The sequence below is a fragment of the Thiogranum sp. genome, assembly GCF_058323355.1.
The window spans coordinates 51,031-68,964 of sequence record NZ_JBTTIO010000007.1 but is presented as its reverse complement, the minus strand read 5'-3'; the positions used below and the strand labels follow the sequence as shown (position 1 = coordinate 68,964).

Below are 17,934 nucleotides of genomic sequence, written 5' to 3'. Positions count from 1 at the left end.
GCTGACCATGGAACCATTCTGCCACGACAGGCAGTATGGTTTCTTTGACCTGCGGCAAACTCACACGATCTGGTAAGTATGCACAATGCGCGCCAGAGTTTTAAGCCTGTCTTAGCTGTATGTAAGCAATATTCTTATGCCTCGCACTAAAAAATCTTATTCATTTTTACCCATCGCCCCCGAAAACTGGTGGTAGCAAGTTTATTAATGGACCGTGCATGTGGCCGAAAGCATGCGTGATCTTGTCGAAACCGATATCTGGAACACGTGACAGGTGAGATTATGATGAAACAAATTTTGATGCCCGGCACAGCAATTATGGGCAGGCTGCGTTACGCTCACAAGTTCGGTTTGATTTTTATTCTGTTTATACTGCCACTGGCCTCTGTAAGCTTCCTTCTTGTGGACTATATTGATAAAAGCGTGCAGTCGACGGAACAAAAACAGCGTGGTCTTGAGTATGTCATGCTGATACGGGGTTTGTTGGAGCATATACCGCAGCATCGAGGGATGACCAATGCCTACCTTAAGGGAAACACGGGTTTTCGTGACAGGATCACAAAAAAGCGTGGCGAAATCGACGAGGTATTCCGGAATATTGAGGCGCTGACAGACAGGCTTGGAGACCGGTTGAGGCTTGGCGAATCACTGGGCAGACTCAAGGCTGAGTGGAAACAACTCCGCAGTGCATCGATGGACATGAGTGCTGAGAAGAGCTTTTCCGAACACAGCAATCTGGTGCGGAATACGATCTCGTTGCTATTGATGGTTGCGGACCATTCCGAACTGATTTTCGACCCCTACCTCAGTCGCCTGGTCAATGCGGTGATTACGGTGCTTCCGGTGGTGACTGATACAACAGGCCAGGCCAGAGGACTCGGCGCGGGTATCGCTGAACACGGCAGCATCAATGAGCAGCAGAAGTTGCAGCTGGCGCAACTCAGCGGACGAATCGATGGGGGGATTGTTGAGTTACAGAACGAAATCAAGGCAGCCGCTAAAAGGCTCCCGCTTTTGAGTGACCAGCTGGAAATCAGCCTCAGCGATGTCATTCGGAAGAACAAGCGTTTTCTGGGTATGCTGGACGACAAGTTGATCAACGCAAGGTCAATCAACATCGACGCAGAGACGGTCTTCGCGACCGGGACCGATGCTATTTCGGCCAGCTTACATTTCTATGACGTTATCCTCCCGTCAATGGACAGCATTCTGGCCAGACAGCATGACGATCTGGAACAACAGAGGCTGGCAACCCTGGCCGGTATGTCACTGCTGCTTGTACTGGTCGTCTACCTGTTTGTCGGGTTTTACCTTTCGGTTACCGACAGCGTGTCCCGGATCAATGAGACTACGCGACGTCTTGCAGACGGTGACCTGACAAGCCGGGTGCATCTGGAAGTGAAGGATGAGATGAGACAGGTCGGGGATGGTGTCAATGCAATGGCGGAGCAGTTCATGGATCTGGTGCGCCTGATCAGTGACTCTGCGCAACAGGTTTCCGCATCGGCGGAAGAACTCAGCGCTACCACCGAGCAGGCCAGTCAGAGTATTGACGAGCAGCAGGCGCAGACAGAGCAGGTGGCGACCGCCATGAACGAAATGAGCGCCACGGCACAGGAGGTGGCCAGTAGCATAACGCATTCAGCCGGCGCCGCGACTGATGCGGACAATGAAACAAGCGCAGGCCGGCATATCGTTAGCACTACTGTCGAGGCCATCAAGCAGCTTGCGGGCAGTATTGGCGGTGCGTCGGAAGTGATTGGAATACTCGAACAGGAGAGTGCGGATATTATCAGTGTTATGGATGTGATCCGTGGTGTTGCCGAACAGACCAATCTGCTCGCCCTGAATGCAGCCATCGAGGCGGCCCGGGCGGGGGAACACGGAAGAGGCTTTGCCGTGGTAGCTGACGAGGTAAGAAGCCTTGCCGGCAGGACGCAGAAATCAACCGAGGAAATCAGCCAGGTTGTTGAAAAGCTGCAAGCCGGGTCTCGTAACGCAGTCGAGGTGATGAATAACAGCCTGAAACATGCAGACAATGTCGTTAAACAGGCCGGAGAGGCTGATGACTCCCTGCGGAGAATTTCCGAAGCGGTAGGAAGCATCCGCGATATGAGCGCACAGATCGCGAGCGCAGCGGAAGAGCAAACGGCAGTGGCAGAAGAAATCAACCGAAATATCGTCGCTATTAACGATATGGCGCAGGAAACTGCTACCGGCGCGCAGCAGACAGCTCTCGCCAGTGAAAGCCTGGCCAGGCTTTCCAGTAACCTGCTGGGTACTGTAGAACGATTCAGGATATAGGCCTGGCAGGAGTGCCGGCTGTATGCCCCGGGTGCTTTACGCTGTTTGTACCCGGACAGGAACTGTTACCACAGGAGAGAATGCGTATGGCTACATGGACCGGGCCCAGGCATGCAGCGTGTATTCGCGCTCATCCTGAACGCACCTGGCCACAGAGCGAGCGTGGATGGCGTTACCGGCATGTCGCTGGCATATGGTTGCTCATGCAGTGCCTGTGTCTCGGCGTACCGCCCGCGATGGCTATACCAGGAGTGGCGAACGAGATACGGATTGGTGTACTGGCAAAACGCGGCGACAGGCAGGCCCGGGCACAGTGGTCCCCGATGGCGGACTACCTGAGCCAGGCGATTCCGGGGAAACATTTCACCGTTGTGCCGCTGGGCTTCTCCACAATCCAGCGTGCTGTCACCCGGGGCGAGGTCGATTTCGTCCTGGCCAATCCCTATATCTACGTCGGGCTGGAAACACGCGGTCTGGCAACTGCCATCGCCACCATGAAGAATCTACGTCTTGGCCGCGGCTATACCCGGTTCGGCGGTGTGATTTTCACGCGTGCCGATCGCAGCGATTTACATGAGCTTGGCGATCTCATAGGTACCACTTTCATGGCCGTGGATGAGCGATCACTGGGCGGCTTTCTGATGGCACGCCGTGTATTCCGGCGCGATGGCCTGAACCTGTTTGAGGACGTGGGCGATTTGCGTTTCGGTAGCACCCACGATGCGGTCGTCTATGCGGTACGCGACGGTACAGTCGATGCCGGAACGGTGCGTACCGATACCCTGGAGCGTATGCAAGAGGAGGGGCGGATCGATTTACGGAACTTCCGTATCCTGCACCGGCACAAGCCCGCCAACGATGCAGGATTCCCGTTCTTGCTAAGCACGCAGCTGTATCCTGAGTGGCCCCTGGCGAAGGTCGGGCATATGCCGTCACAGCTTGCCGGCCGCGTAGCTTCAGCGTTGCTCAACCTGCCAGCTGACCATCCAGCCGCCAGGGCGGCCCGTATCACCGGATGGAGCGTGCCGCTGAACTATCAGCCAGTCCATGCGTTGTTGCAGGATCTGCGCGTTGAACCCTATGACAGGCCGGTTGTTCGTCTGACTTTGCTGGATGTACTGCGTGAGCAGAGAAACTGGGCAGGTGGCACTTTTGCAGCGTTGTTGTTACTGGCGGGTAGCTCGGTCTATGCCAGACGGGTCAACCGGAGTCTTCGTCTGGTGCGTCTCAGGCTCGAACAGGAAGTGCACGCAGGCAGGCGCGCGGCATCCGCGCTGGCCGCCCAGCGTGACCGGCTGGAGCTTGGCATTCGCCAGCGAACGCGTGAACTGGAACGCCTGCGCCTGTATGACCCCCTGACCTCACTGCCCAACCGTATGCTCCTCTACGACCGCGTGGACCGGCTGCTGGCAACATGCGCTCCGGGACAAAATCCGTTGACCGTGATATTGATCGGCATCGACAATTTCAGGGAGGTAAACGATACCCTCGGGCACTACCATGGAGACCTGCTGCTCCAGCAGATTGCCCAACGCCTGCGCGACACCTGGGGCGGGGCGGAGACAGTAAGCCGATTCGGTGGCGATCAGTTCGCCATTGCACTGAAACCGCAAACTCCCTCCAATGGCCTGACTGAAGCGATTGATAGCCTCCAGGTGGCCTTCGAGGCTCCTTTCGCGCTCGACGGCTTGCAGATATACGTTACTCACACTGTTGGCGTCGCGCACTATCCGCAACACGGGACGGACACTGACACGCTCCTGCGCCACGCGGAAGTGGCCATGTACACGGCCAGGCGGGATTGCAGTCAATTTGCTGTCTATGACCCTGATAAGGATCAGTTCAGCAAGCAGCGTCTGATCGTGGCGAACGCGCTGAGGCAGGCCATCAGTGAGGAGCAACTGGTCTTGTTCTACCAGCCGAAGGTCAGCATTTCCAGCGGTGAGCTGGTCGGCCTCGAGGCGCTGGTTCGTTGGCGTCACCCGGAACTCGGCATGGTGCCACCTGATCAGTTCGTGCCACTGGCGGAGCAAACCGGCCTGATACAGCCCTTGAGTCAATGGGTGCTGAATGCGGTGCTGCGACAATGCAATGCGTGGCGTGAATCCGGCCTGGAAACTTGTGTTGCCGTCAATCTCTCGACCTGGAATCTGCACGATACCAAGCTGGTCGCACAGGTATGCGATCTGCTGGAGGCCTGGGATGTTGGATCCGACTGCCTGGAACTGGAGGTGACCGAGACCGCCATGATGCTGGATCGGCATCGGGCCAGTGAGGTGCTTACGGCGTTGCACGAGACCGGGATAAGGATATCGATTGATGACTTCGGAACCGGCTACTCCTCGCTGGGCTATCTGCAGCAACTTCCCGTTGATATTCTCAAGATTGACCGTTCATTCGTGCAGGACCTGCCAGACAACCCGGCCAATGTCGCCATCACACGTTCCATTGTGAGCCTCGCTCACAGCCTGTCGCTGAAGGTGGTGGCAGAAGGGGTGGAGACGGAGCAGGCGCTGGCGTTCCTGCGCAGGATCGGCTGCGCTGTGGCGCAGGGTTATTATATCGACTAGCCGCTGCCGGCCGCGGACGTCGCCCGCAAGTGGTTGGCTGATCGTGCTGTGCCGTTGGAGTATGACACATGACTGAACTTATACGCATCATCCGCAAGCGGCTGGTGCTGGCCGGCCTGCTGCTGGCCATCGCCATCTCCATGGCTTTCTATGCCGGTCTTGACGACCTGCTGTTACCGCAGGATCGGTTCGATGTCGCGCCCTGTGAGGGCTGTGTGGCCAATACGCCGGAAATTCCCGTGAACCTTGCCGGAATCAAACACCGGGGGACGGTTAACGTGCTCCTGGCGCTTCTGCTATGGCTATCAGTGATGGTGCTGCTGATCAATTATGTTGCACTGAGGCCCTTCCATGATTTCGGTCACTGGCTCGTTGCCCTGCGGGATCGGCAAGGGCTGGACGGGGATGGCCTGGACCCGCATCGTCCGGAACTGCAGGCATTAGTCGGAACCGTTCGCAACTTACTGCGCTACAAGGAGACAGCCGATGTCCAGGTTCACATGCTGCGGCGTGCGGTAGAGCAAAGCGCATGCATCATTATGATTACCGATGCGGAGGGACGCATCGAATACGTAAACCCAAAGTTTACCGAGGTGACCGGTTATCAGCCCGCAGAGGTGCTGGGCGAGAACCCTCGCATCCTCAAGTCTGGTGAATCCTCATCGGAAACCTATCGGGAACTGTGGAGAACCATCAAGTCCGGACGGGAGTGGCGTGGCGAACTGCACAACCGGTCCAAGAGTGGCAGACTGTACTGGGTCACGGAGACCATCTCCCCGATCCGCAACGAGACTGGCGAGGTGACCCATTTCATCGCCGTCAAGGAGGATGTTACCGAAGCCCGCGAGTTGAACGAGCGGCTCTCTCACCAGGCCACCCACGACGCTCTTACCGGTCTCATTAATCGAAGCGAGTTTGAGCGGGAGCTGATCGCCCTGCTGGACAGTGCCCAGGGCGCTCCGGAGATGCTCCATGTTCTGGCTTACATCGACCTGGACCAGTTCAAGGTGGTCAATGACACCTGTGGACATGCCGCTGGCGACGAGCTGTTACGCCAGGTGTCCAGCCTGATGCGTCGCAAGCTGCGACAACAGGATGTGGTCGCGCGACTGGGTGGTGACGAGTTCGGTATCCTGTTGCGCGATTGCCCACCGGAGATGGCTACACGGACACTGCATCAGTTGCACGAGACGGTAATAAACCACCGCTTCGTCTGGGGCAAGAGTCACTTCAGGGTAGGTATGAGTGTCGGGGTGGTCTCTGTCACGGCGGTCTCACCGGATGTTGTGGAATTGATGAAGCAGGCCGACATCGCCTGCTACCAGGCCAAGGAAGAAGGTCGTGGACGCATCCGTTTTTTTCAGGGCGAGGGGGATCGGGGTACTACCCTGGTGAGCCGGGAGATGGTCTGGGTGGAACGCCTGGAACGGGCGTTGGACGATAACCGCTTTGTTCTCTACTGCCAGGAAATTCGTCCCTTGAATCCGCACAGGGAAATGCATTACGAAGTTCTGCTGCGCATGTTGGGCAGTGAAGGTGAACTGATCGGGCCAGGCAATTTCCTGCCCGCCGCCGAACGCTTCGGACTCTCCACACGGCTCGACCTGTGGGTGGTGTATCACCTGGCTGATCAAATAGACAAACTTCCTGTCGAGCAAGCCTGCCAGCTGAGCCTGACGGTTAATCTCTCCGGTCCGAGCCTTGGTGATGAGCGGGTTCTGCGGCAGATTGAGGTGCTGGTTCGCAGTGGGCCGTTAAGCCTGGTGCAGCTGTGTTTCGAGATAACCGAAACTTCCGCTATCACCAACCTGACTGCGGCCCTCGAGTTCATGGGCGAGCTGCGTCAATACGGTGTCCACTTCTCGCTGGACGACTTCGGTTCGGGCTTATCCTCGTTTGGCTATTTACAGCAACTGCCAGTCGATTACCTCAAGATCGACGGCCGTTTCGTGCGCAACCTGTTGAACGAAGCGGTGGATGAAGCCATCGTCCGTTCAGTCAACGACCTGGGCCACGCACTGAACATGGAGACTGTCGCCGAGTTCGTCGAAAACGAAGACATCCTCAAGCGACTGCGTGATCTGGGTGTCGATTACGGTCAGGGCTATGCTATCTCCAGACCGCAGCCGCTGGCGGAACTGCTCAGGGTGGCAATATGAACCACTTCTTGAACAAGCAGGTGCAGCGCTGCATCGTCACAGGTTGGAGTTAGAGTCCGGACAGCAACTCTGCGCGCTGTGTGGCCACTCCGTTTGTTATATAAATACCCGCCGGTATGTTTGCGTACAACATGGTGTATGCACGGAGAAAAGACGATGGAGTTGTGTTTACACAGGTTGGACAGCAATCAGTATTCACGATTTTCAACAGCCTGTTAAACGGTTACTCACTGCCCACCCACCCGTTCATTAATCACAACATTAACCTTGTCCGCCGCACTTTTTGTCGAAACCGGACTCTGCATACCCTGCAAGTCACCCGGCGCCGGCATGGCCTGGCCCGTCTTTGAAATTCTCGCACCGATACTCACCTGCGGGAAACGCGACAGCACCATGGCCGATGACATGGCCATAGAGTCATCCAGCGTGACAGTGACCGGCAGGTCACGTACCTGTTTGCGCACAATGGCCAGCGGCATACGCGGGCCATTGACAGCGCGGGCAAAGATAAACAGGGTATCGTCCGGTGATACCTTGTCCTGCAGGGCCGGGTCGAGTGATACCGTCACACGTATCGATGTTTTGTCTGCACTGCTGTCGGCTGCCTGTGTGGCTTCCGCTGGTGTACTGATGCCAGATTTTGTGCGCGCCAGCTGAATCTGTTGTTGCAGGATCACGGCGGTTTCACTGCCGGGCTGTACCTGGGTGGCAACAGCCTGCCAGTTTTCCAGTGCATTCTGGAAATCACCGCGCTGGTAATACCAGTGCCCGAGCAGCCACAGCCCCTTGGGATTGTCCGGTTGTTCCGCCAGTGCCTGTTGCAACAACTCACCGGCCTTGTCACTGAAGTTGCCGCTGTTCGCGGCTACCAGTGTGTCGGCATAGTCGATGAGCAGGTCAGGTGAATCGCCACCATACTTGCGTGCCTGTTCGTAGGCGTTCAGGGCTTCGTCAAAGCGGCGCATTGACGTGTAACTGCGTCCCAGCAGCATCCACCCTTCCGGGTGGTCCGGTTCTTTTTCCAGGCGCTGCGCCAGCTGCTCCAGCATGCTGTTGATCTCGTGTTCCGACACGCCACCCGGATTTTCTGTCGCTGCACGGCGGGCCTGTGCCGCCTGTTCGGAAAAATTGCTGACCCCCAGTTGCTGGTAGAGGCCAATTGCCAACAGCGGGATGGCGGGCACCAGTAAGGCCAGTACCCAGCGGCCGCTGCGAGTCGTATTTCCGGGTGCCTGTCCGTCACCACTCACCGCGTTGAGCAGTTCGCGTTCGAGATCGTGGCGGGCGGATTCATAGACCGCTTCATCCAGTTTCCCTGCGCGCATGTCGGACTTGAGTTCATCGAGTTGCTCACGGATGACGGCGGTGTTGAGCTGGTCGCGGTCTATGTCATCGCTACGCTGTTTGCGCATGACCGGCAGTATAATAAAGGTTAGTGCAAGCACGGCCATTGTGCCGGTCAGCAGCCAGAAAGTGGTCATGCAGATTTGTCTCCGTTACTGTCGTCACCGAGCAGCTTTTTCAGTCGCTCCTGTTCCTGAGTGGAAAAACTGGCTTCAGGTTGTAGTTTGCGCTGGCGGATGGTGTACGCCAGTACCAGCAGGCCGATAACAAGCAGGCCGAACGGGCCATACCAGAGTATCCAGGTTTCCGGTTTGACGGGCGGGTTGTAAAGCACAAAATCGCCATAGCGTGAAACCAGAAAGTCCACGACTTCCCGGTCACTTTTGCCCTGGTCCATCAGTTCATATACCTCACGGCGCAGGTCATGAGCCAGGTCGGCATCCGAATCGGCCAGTGACTGGTTCTGGCACACCAGGCAGCGTAACTCGGTGATCAGTGACTTGAAGCGCGTTTCATCGACCTTGCCACTGAAGTCAAACACTTCCAGTCCTGCGGCCTGCAACGGGGAGAACAGGGCGGCAGATACGGCCAGGCAGGCAAAGAGAACAATGCGGAAATGCTTCAAACCACTACCGTCATACCGGCGCAGGCCGGCGTCCATGGCGTGAAAAGACTTCATCCTTTTTCCTCACGCAGTTTTTTCACCAGTGGCAGGATTTCACGCTCAATCGCGTCGCGGCCCAGCGGGCCGATATGCTTGTGACGGATTACGCCCTGTTTGTCGATGACAAAGGTTTCCGGCGTACCGTACACGCCCCAGTCGATGCCGACACGCCCCTCGGCGTCAAACGCGTTGGCGACATAGGGATCACCGAAACGTTGTAACCACTGTTCGGCATCAGCGCGTTTGTCCTTGTAATTAAGACCATAGATCGGCACACCCATTTTGCTGAGTTGCATAAGTACGGGATGTTCCTGTCGACAGGCGACGCACCAGGTCGCCCATACGTTGAACAGTGAGACCTTGCCCTGGAAATCTGCATTACCAAGGAACTGTTCAGGCTGTTTCAGCCGGGGCAGGTTGAACACGGGGGCCGGTTTGTCGATCAACGGTGAGGGAACCCTTTTCGGGTCGATGCCGAGCCCCTTGTAAAGCAGTGCGCCCAGTGCCAGAAATGCCAGCAGCGGGGCAAGGTAACGGGCAAACGCAGGCATCAGGCTGTTCCCCCGCTGGTCAGCGCACCGGCTGGTGTATCGCCGCGCAGCTTCGCCAGTACACGCATGCGGTAGCGCGGGTCGGAGGCAGCCAGCAGACCACCGAAGGCCATCAGCAATCCACCCAGCCAGATCCAGCGCACCATGGGTTTGTAGTACAGACGCAGGGCCCAGTCACCGCCGCCGAGTGATTCACCCAGTGAGACATAGATGTCACGGAACAGTCCGGCATCGATACCGGCTTCTGTCATGGGTTTGGTCTGTACGCGGTAGGTACGCTTCTCGGGGTGCAACAGGGCAATTTCGCGACCGTCGCGGCTGACATGAATAGTGCCGCGTTGTGCCGTGTAGTTAGGGCCTTCATGTGCGGCAACACCGTCGAAGCGGAATACATAGTCATTGAGGGTGACTTCCTGGCCCGGACTCATGCGCACATCTTTTTCGATATCGAACTGGGTGACGAAGGTGACACCAACAACAAATACAGCAATACCAAGATGCGCGACCCACATACCGTAGTAGGAGCGGCCGCCACGCCCTGCAAGGTCGGAAAACAGTTTTGCCAGGCCGCCGCGATTGCGCAAGCGGACATGGACACTGGTCAGCAAGGTGGTGAACAGCCACATGGCCAGTCCGACCGCCAGCCCGGCAGACCAGGAACCGCTCGCAAATGGCAAGGCCGTAATCACGCCTGCCGCGATACTGATCGCCATGGCGACACGCAGTTGCCTGAGCAGTTCAGCAGGGTCCTGGTGTTTCCAGCGGGTCAGTGGTCCGGCACCCATCAACAGAATCATCAGTGGGGCAAAGGTTACGAACATACTGTTGAACCAGGGGAAGCCGACGGAGATCTTGCCCCACTCAAAAGCTTCGTAGAGCAGTGGCGCCAGTGTGCCGAGCAATACCAGCGCAGTAATAATGATCAGCAACAGATTGTTGCCCAGTAGCATTGTCTCGCGTGACAGCATGTCGAAACCACCGCCGCGAGTGATGCCCGGTGCGCGCAGTGCATACAGGAACAGTGACCCGCCAATAACCAGTATCAGGAAGATCAGGATAAACATACCGCGCGCCGGGTCCGAGGCGAAGGCGTGTACCGAGGTCAGTACACCGGAACGCACCAGGAAAGTGCCCAGCAGGCTGAGTGAGAAGGCAAGTAGTGCCAACAACACTGTCCAGCGTTTGAAGGCGCCACGCTTTTCGGTGACCGCCAGTGAATGAACCAGCGCCGTGCCGGCGAGCCAGGGCATGAACGAGGCGTTCTCCACAGGATCCCAGAACCACCAGCCACCCCAGCCGAGTTCGTAGTAGGCCCACCAGCTGCCCAGTACGATGCCAACGGTAAGAAACATCCACGCTACCAGTGTCCAGGGCCGCGACCAGCGTGCCCAGGCATTATCCAGCTTGCCGCCGATCAGCGCGGCAATGGCAAAGCTGAACGCAACAGACAGGCCGACGTAACCCATGTACAGCATCGGTGGGTGGATCGCCAGGCCGAAGTCCTGTAGCAGCGGGTTCAGTTCACCACCCTGGAAGGGTGCAGGGAACAGGCGGGCGAAGGGGTTGGACGTAAACAGCAGAAAAGACAGGAAGCCGATACTGACCATACCCATGACCGACAGCACGCGCGCCACCATGACTTCCGGCAGACTGCGGGAGAAAGCGGCAACAGCAACCGACCAGGCAGAAAGGATGAACACCCAGAGTAATAACGAACCTTCGTGTGCGCCCCATACGGCGGAAATCTTGTAGATCGTCGGCAATTCGGTATTGCCGTGCTGCGCGACGTACAGCACCGAGAAGTCATTGGTCAGGAAGGCATGGACCAGCGCGGCAAGGGCGATACTGAGGAACACGAACTGCCCGTAGGTCAGTGGACGTGCCAGCGCCACCCACGACGGGGTGCGGTTGAGGCTGCCGATCAGTGGAACTGTTGCCTGAACCAGTGCCAGGCACAGTGCGAGTATCAGTGCGAATTGTCCAAGTTCAGGAATCATGGTGTGTTGTTACCCCCGGCAGCGACGCCTTCCCTGTGAGATTTTTCCAGTGCGTCGGCAACTTCCGGCGGCATGTAGTTTTCATCGTGCTTGGCCAGTACCTCATCCGCGATGAATACGCCATTTTCGTTGAGCTCGCCGTGTGCGACTATCCCCTGACCCTCACGAAACAGGTCAGGCAGGATGCCGGTGTACTCGATGGTTACGGTTTTGTTGTTGTCGGTGACCTCGAAGCGTGTCGTTAGTCCGTTGGGCAGGCGTTTCACGCTACCGGTCGTGACCAGTCCACCGAGCCGGAAGGTGTGGCCAGGCGGTGCATCGCCCGCCACCACTTCACTGGGCGAATAGAAAAACATCAGGTTCTGGTTGAATGCATTGAGTGCAAAACCAACGGCAATAGCGACACCGGTCACCATCAGGCCGATCAGGATCAGACGTTTACGGCGGGCAGGGTTCATCGGTTCATCCTCTGCGCGCGTTTTTCACGCTGCGCCAGTTGGGTTAACAGTTTGCGGCGTGCCATGACAGGTGCGACCAGGTTCGCCAGCAGTACCACCAGCGTAATAGCGTACGAGCTCCAGACGTAGCTGGCATAGCCACCCATATGCAGGAAGTCATTCATGTGTCGCCACCAGTTCCTTTACCCAGGAGGTATTACGTTCACGCTGGAGTACTTCGACACGTGCGCGCATCAGCACGACCGTGGCATAGAAGAGTTTGAAGGCGATGGCCATCAGCAGCAGGGGGATCAGCATGCGGAAATCAATGGACGGTGCATCAAACTTGGTGACCGTCGGTCCCTGGTGCAGGGTATTCCACCATTCCACCGAGTAGTGGATGATCGGTATGTTGACGACACCCACCAGTGCCAGAATCGAGGTGGCGCGTGCTGCGGTGCGTCGATCCTCTACCGCGTTGTACAGGGCGATGACACCGAGGTACAAAAACAGCAGGATCAGTTCCGATGTCAGGCGCGCATCCCACACCCACCAGCTGCCCCACATGGGTTTGCCCCAGATCGACCCGGTGATGAGTGCCAGGAAAGTAAATGAGGCGCCAACATGCGCACTGCTGATGGCCATAATCTCGGCCAGCTTGATACGCCATACCAGGCCGATGACACCGGCGCCGGCCATTACCATATAAATAAACAGTGACATCCATGCTGCCGGTACATGCACGAACATGATGCGGTAGCTGTCACCCTGCTGGTAGTCCGTTGGTGCGACCAGCAGTCCCTGGTAGAGGCCGGCCAGCATGAAAACGAGACAGGCTGCACCCAGCCAGGGAATCCACTTTCCACTGATACGGTAGAAATGTTTTGGTGAGGCAAGCTGGTGGAAGAAACGTAACATGATCAACTCATACTGATGCGTAGTGACGCGGCGGTGGCAGCGGGTGACAGGCTGATAGCCAGTAGCAGCAACGCCGAGAGCAGTGACAGGTGTGCGCCGACCGGCAGTCCGGCGTCGCTGTTGGCGACAGCGCTGGCGGCAAAAATCAGTACCGGCACATACAGTGGCAGCACCAGCAGTGACAGGATGGTGCCGCCCTTGCGCAGGCCGACGGTCAGTGCCACGCCAATGGCGCCGATCAGGCTCAGCACCGGTGTGCCGAGTGCCAGCGTGACTAACAGGGTACGCATTGCTTCAGCAGACAGGTTGAGCAACACACCGAGCAACGGCGCCACGATCAGCAACGGCAGGCCGGTGATCAGCCAGTGCGCCAGTACCTTGGCGACCATCAGCACCGACAGCGGGTGGGGGCTGAGCAACAATTGTTCCAGTGAACCGTCGTCGAAGTCGGAACGGAATACGGTTTCCAGTGACAGCAGCGAAGCAAGCAGGGCAGCAACCCAGATAATGCCCGGCCCGATTTCGCGTAACAGTGAAGGGTCGGCACCGATACCAAGCGGGAACAGTGCAGTCACCAGCACGAAGAACAACAGCGGGTTGATCATTTCCGAGCGTCGCCGGTACGCCAGTGTCAGGTCACGGCGCAGCAGTAGGGTAAAGGCCTGTGGAAGTGTGGCGGGTTTCATGCAGAAAGGTTGATGCGGGTAATGTCGCTGCTGTCCAGTGTAACCGTATGGTGTGACGTAACAGCCAGCATACCACCGTCCTCGAGGTGTGTGTTGATCATACTTTCAATCAGCGAGATACCGTGAGTGTCGAGCGATGTGAACGGTTCATCGAGAATCCACAACGGCGACCGGGTTACCAGCAGCCGTGCCAGTGCCAGCCGGCGTTTCTGTCCCGCCGAAAGGTTAATGGCAGAGACATCATCGAAGCCGCCAAGTTCCATGGCCTCCAGCGCGTCGGCGATTTCCATTGTTGATGGTGTGCCGAGGCTGCGTGCGAATATCAGGTTTTCCCGCGCGGTGAGTTCCAGCTTGATGCCGTCCTTGTGCCCGACCCAGGCGGTCACGGCGTTGTAGCCGGTGGCCAGCCGGTAGATATCCCCACCGTTCCAGTGGATATAGCCCTCGTCCGGTTGGCGGATGCCACAGAGGATGCGCAGCAGTGAGGTTTTGCCGCTGCCATTACGGCCTTCCACCAGCAGAACCTGCCCGGCGCCCAGGGTGAAAGACAGCTCACTGAACAGGTTGCGGTCATCGCGGATGCAGGTGAGGTCGCGCGCTTCCAGCGTGTCGGTCTGGTTGTAGTGACTCATGCGCCCCGCTATTGCAAACGTGCACGCCGGAAGCGGGCCTTGAAGCGTTGCAGCAAGGTCATGGGTTTGACCTCGACAGTGTCGGGAGAATGGGCAGGTTCAACGGCGCCGCTGCTTGAGAATGACAATTTCATGCGACTCCAGTTGATCAGCGGGTTGCCGGCGGCAACTGTCGACAGACCAAGCGGGTCAGCACCCAGTGTACCCACCAGATTCTTGAGATAGCTGCGACTCTGCGCCTGTTTCAGACGTTCGGTCGCACGCCGGTAACGGCCGGCAATGTCGAGGCGCTGCGCTTCATCGACATAGTCGGCATCGTCCATAAACTGTTTCAGGTAATTCACGTTGCGCTGCCAGAGCGCAATGTCGCGGTACTGCTTCACTTCCAGCCGGTGTTTGTACCAGCGCGACCTGAGCAGGTTTTCGCGGGTGAACATGGCGCGGAATTTCGGGTGATGCGCATCCATACCTTCGTGCTCGCCGGTGGCCATGATATTGATAAGTGCCTGCAACGGCGGACAGGCATCCTCAATGCTGCCATCGTCAATGAAGCGCTGCGCCTCGCGCTGCTGTGCCTCGACGATATTGTTGATGCCATCGACAAACACATCGAGGCTCTGGATTTCCGGCTTGAGAATCTCGTCGGTGAAGACCGCGCAGGGGTTGTCGAAGATCTTGCCGAAGAACCCGTGTACAAAACGGCTGGTAATACGGTAACCGAGCCGGCTGGCCAGCACCCGTTCACCGTTGTGTTCGAAATCATCCAGCTTTTCCAGGTAGCTGTTTTCGATCAGCCACGCGGGGTCGCGTTGCTCGGGTTCGAGTCGCGCCCAGATTTCCGGCACCAGCAGGCTGATGTCATGGTCAACCCGTACATCCGGTCCAACGTACCCGGCAGAACTGGAAAAACCGGCATAGCCGGTGAGGATATAGGACACCAGTGCATTGTTCAGGTCGGCAACGGTGCGCAGCGCATTGAACGGCCCCTTGGTCAACGCCCCTTCACTGCCGGCCCCGGTGGTGGAAGGTGATTTGCCGGTCAGGCTGCACAGGAAGTCCATGAACAGTTCCGGCAGTTCCTGGTAGTGAATCGGGTTGTAGACCGCCAGCGGGCGAATACCGGCTTCCGGCGGGTTGTTGCGCCGTCCGGCCAGCACAGCATCGACCGGGTGACAAACCTGCTGTTCCAGCGGCAGCTTGCGATGGAAGCGGGTGCTCATTTCTGCAACGTACTTACGTACCGGATTGACCAGGTCAGGCCGTGTCTGCAGGTAACGCGGGTTTTTCGACGGGGCGCCGTCCACCATGCGCGGGTGTGCGGATGACACGACATAGGGGCTGTCATCCTCGTAAGCAGACTTCAGCATATTCTGCATGGGCGGGGTGAACTGGTAGAAGGTGTGGACGTCTTCAACCAGTTCCCTGACCTTGTCATGATCGAACGGTTCGTAGTTGGCGAAAAAATTATCCGCTTGTGACATGTCCAGCTCGGTCTGTTTGTCGAAACCCGGGATAATGGCATCATCGGGGCGCTGGAACAGGCGGTATTCACAGTTGTGCGCCAGTTTTACGCTGTGTTCCCCGATGCGCGCCGGTGCGCAGTCGGCGATACAGCTCGACGGCACCACCACAGAAGCCGTGATGTCGTCTTCCATCTGGATTTTTTCGGTGGCGATGTAGTCCTGGCGTAGCTTGAAGGTTCGCCACTTGGCATCGCGGTCGAAACCTACACGCAGGTAAGAGGCAACGATATGACGGTCATCGAGCTTCAGTTCGTGTGCCGGCGCGCCGTCCACCTTGTCCACCGACAGGTGCTGGCGCCAGTTGTCGCCCCATTCCGGCCGGTAGAAACGCTTGATGATAAACACCAGTGCAAGGATGCGCGGCGAGATGGAATCCAGCCACTGGTTGAATGCATCGGTATAGCTGGAACTGGGTGTCAGTAACTTGATTACCGAACCCAGGCTGCGCTCAGGGCTGAGCGGCTGGCGTGTCGGGTCGCGATCCTCGTGTTCGAAGCCGGGTTTGAATCGCGTGGTGTAATCCATGTCGAAGATGGCCTGCACCTGGTCGAGGTCTTTTTGCAGGTCATCGACGAACAGCGAGCGGTAGATCACGGCATCGTTCAGTGACTTGGAGATTTCCGACTTGCCGCCTCCTGATACCGTGGAAGGCTTATGACAGAACGTGCCTTCCGGGTTGGTGCCGACCAGGCGCCATGAGGGCGCGCCCGGGTGCTTTTCCATTTCTATCTTGTAGCCATTGGGCTGCATGTAGATCTTTTCCGGCTGCAGGCGGATGGTTTGTTGTTCGCCATCCTTTTCCCAGCTAATGGTCTGGGCATTGAGGTCCATGCGCACCTTTTGCGGCACATAAACAATCTGCGGGAATTTTTTGTCGATGGCATAGCCTTCCGGCTTGACATCCATCAGTTCGCCATAGCGATCGGCGATCTCCTGGAAAGAATAACCGGGTTTGTGGGTGCGGCTGTCAACACCGTATTCCTCGCCGTGATTGCGGCGCGGGAAAGCCAGCGCACCGCCGGCGTGTTCTTCCTCCGCCAGGCCGTACAGGTTGGCGGCAAAACTGATCTGGGTCTTGACTTCCTTCTTGCAGTAACCGAAGTAGTTGTCAGCCAGCAGGGTGACGATGACACCGCTCTCGTCACGCGCGGTGATCTTGAATGCCTGGCCGTTATTGTAGATTTCATTTTCGTCTTTCCAGCACATGCCGTCGGTGCGCTGGCGTTCGCTGGCGTCGTTCCAGTGCGGCAGACCCAGGTCTTTCTTGGGCAGGCCGACCAGTTGTGGTGCGAGGATCACGCAGCCGGTGTGGCCGGTCCAGTGGTCCACGTCCAGCGCCGCGTCGAACTCGGCCAGGTAGGGGTTGCCACCGTTGCCGAAAATACTTTCCACGAAGTCCAGGTTGCTGACCAGGTTGCCGGGCGCGAAGAAATGAATCTCCATCGACTTTTCCGCTTCCTTGCCGGGGATGGCCGGGCACACCACCGGCCGTAGCAGCAGCGACACGAACATGTGCGCCGGCTCCGGCAGGTTGGCTGTGAAGGGGATGGTCAGGAGTTGTTTCGGTGGATTCAGGGCATGGGCGAGCATGCGCGCAAAGGCAATTTTCGGTACCGCTTTTTTGTCCCCGGGGATCGGCAGTCCACCCTCGGCGATGTGAAATGAACCTTCAGTGGTACGACGGTCGCTGGCCGGGTTGTGCAGTACGCCATTTTTTACCCGGTAGCTGGAAATGATGTCGGAGCGGAATACATCCTCGCCCATGGGCAGCGACAGTTCGCGCGCCACGCCGTGCCGGTCCAGGATAAATGACTGGCTGGGCAGTGACGGCACCTTGTCCAGTGACAGGTCACCCAGGTAGCGGTTGAGGAAGTCCTGGATACGCTGGTCGACCCAGCAGTGGTAATCAGCCAGCAGGCGGTTTTTTTCCCGGTAGCTGCGCAGCAGGTCGCCGGAGATGTCGAGGAAGCGGGCTGCGTCTTCGGGTACGCAGGTGGGTTGGCCGGACGAGGCCAGTTTCAGGTTGATATAGAGTTGCAGTTCTTCGCGTTCCTGTTCGGCATCGTCAACTGCCTTGTTCAGGCCTGGCGCGTGTGCAAAATCCATCAACTTCTCCTCGCTGACTTTCTGTCAATTGTTCTGTGCGCGC

The 17,934-nt window shown here is 57.7% G+C and carries 13 protein-coding genes; 3 read left to right on the top strand and 10 right to left on the bottom strand.

All coding sequences use genetic code 11. The features are described 5' to 3' along the window. Positions 1–282: 282 nt before the first annotated feature. The 3 genes from ACW81B_RS01850 to ACW81B_RS01840 all read left to right on the top strand — a co-directional run bounded on the left by ACW81B_RS01850 (position 283) and on the right by ACW81B_RS01840 (position 7,033). Positions 283–2,304 carry a methyl-accepting chemotaxis protein gene (locus ACW81B_RS01850; protein WP_491578496.1) on the top strand — a complete coding sequence of 674 codons (2,022 nt, stop codon included), beginning with the start codon at positions 283–285 and terminating at the stop codon, positions 2,302–2,304. 236 nt (positions 2,305–2,540) lie between these two features. After that, positions 2,541–4,874 carry an EAL domain-containing protein gene (locus ACW81B_RS01845; RefSeq protein WP_491578495.1) on the top strand — a complete coding sequence of 778 codons (2,334 nt, stop codon included), beginning with the start codon at positions 2,541–2,543 and terminating at the stop codon, positions 4,872–4,874. A 68-nt stretch (positions 4,875–4,942) separates the two neighbouring features. Continuing rightward, entirely contained in the window at positions 4,943–7,033 is a 2,091-nt protein-coding gene (locus ACW81B_RS01840) for an EAL domain-containing protein (protein ID WP_491578494.1), read from the top strand. A 227-nt stretch (positions 7,034–7,260) separates the two neighbouring features. Here the strand turns inward: ACW81B_RS01840 and ccmI are convergent, their stop codons facing one another. Genes ccmI through ACW81B_RS01790 form a run of 10 tightly spaced genes read right to left on the bottom strand, consistent with a single transcriptional unit; the run spans position 7,261 to position 17,891 of the window. Then, positions 7,261–8,514 (bottom strand): c-type cytochrome biogenesis protein CcmI, encoded by a 1,254-nt coding sequence (gene ccmI, locus ACW81B_RS01835; RefSeq protein WP_491578493.1) that lies wholly within the window; start codon positions 8,512–8,514, stop codon positions 7,261–7,263. Next, positions 8,511–9,056 carry a cytochrome c-type biogenesis protein gene (locus ACW81B_RS01830; protein WP_491578492.1) on the bottom strand — a complete coding sequence of 182 codons (546 nt, stop codon included), beginning with the start codon at positions 9,054–9,056 and terminating at the stop codon, positions 8,511–8,513. The genes ccmI and ACW81B_RS01830 overlap by 4 nt, the downstream gene beginning before the upstream one ends. Further along, a complete protein-coding gene (locus ACW81B_RS01825; protein WP_491578491.1) occupies positions 9,053–9,592 on the bottom strand; it encodes a DsbE family thiol:disulfide interchange protein in 540 nt (179 codons plus the stop codon). Before ACW81B_RS01825 ends, ACW81B_RS01830 begins: the two co-directional genes overlap by 4 nt. Beyond that, positions 9,592–11,589: a heme lyase CcmF/NrfE family subunit gene (locus tag ACW81B_RS01820; RefSeq protein ID WP_491578490.1), complete on the bottom strand. Its 1,998-nt coding sequence runs from the start codon at positions 11,587–11,589 to the stop codon at positions 9,592–9,594. The genes ACW81B_RS01825 and ACW81B_RS01820 overlap by 1 nt, the downstream gene beginning before the upstream one ends. Beyond that, on the bottom strand, positions 11,586–12,047 hold the full coding sequence (ccmE, locus tag ACW81B_RS01815) for a cytochrome c maturation protein CcmE (RefSeq protein WP_491578489.1): 462 nt from the start codon (positions 12,045–12,047) through the stop codon (positions 11,586–11,588). The genes ACW81B_RS01820 and ccmE overlap by 4 nt, the downstream gene beginning before the upstream one ends. Beyond that, positions 12,044–12,211, bottom strand: coding sequence for a heme exporter protein CcmD (gene ccmD, locus ACW81B_RS01810; RefSeq protein ID WP_491578488.1), 168 nt, complete (start codon positions 12,209–12,211; stop codon positions 12,044–12,046). Before ccmD ends, ccmE begins: the two co-directional genes overlap by 4 nt. Next, entirely contained in the window at positions 12,204–12,944 is a 741-nt protein-coding gene (locus ACW81B_RS01805; protein WP_491578487.1) for a heme ABC transporter permease, read from the bottom strand. Before ACW81B_RS01805 ends, ccmD begins: the two co-directional genes overlap by 8 nt. A gap of 2 nt (positions 12,945–12,946) precedes the next feature. Next, positions 12,947–13,630, bottom strand: a complete 684-nt coding sequence (gene ccmB / locus ACW81B_RS01800; protein WP_491578486.1) for a heme exporter protein CcmB — start codon at positions 13,628–13,630, stop codon at positions 12,947–12,949. After that, complete coding sequence (gene ccmA / locus ACW81B_RS01795; protein WP_491578485.1) at positions 13,627–14,262, bottom strand: cytochrome c biogenesis heme-transporting ATPase CcmA; 636 nt, start codon at positions 14,260–14,262, stop codon at positions 13,627–13,629. The genes ccmB and ccmA overlap by 4 nt, the downstream gene beginning before the upstream one ends. An 8-nt stretch (positions 14,263–14,270) precedes the next feature. Continuing rightward, the gene (locus ACW81B_RS01790; protein ID WP_491578484.1) at positions 14,271–17,891 is read right to left on the bottom strand and encodes a PPi-type phosphoenolpyruvate carboxykinase family protein; all 3,621 of its coding nucleotides are present in this window, start codon (positions 17,889–17,891) and stop codon (positions 14,271–14,273) included. Positions 17,892–17,934: the final 43 nt, after the last annotated feature.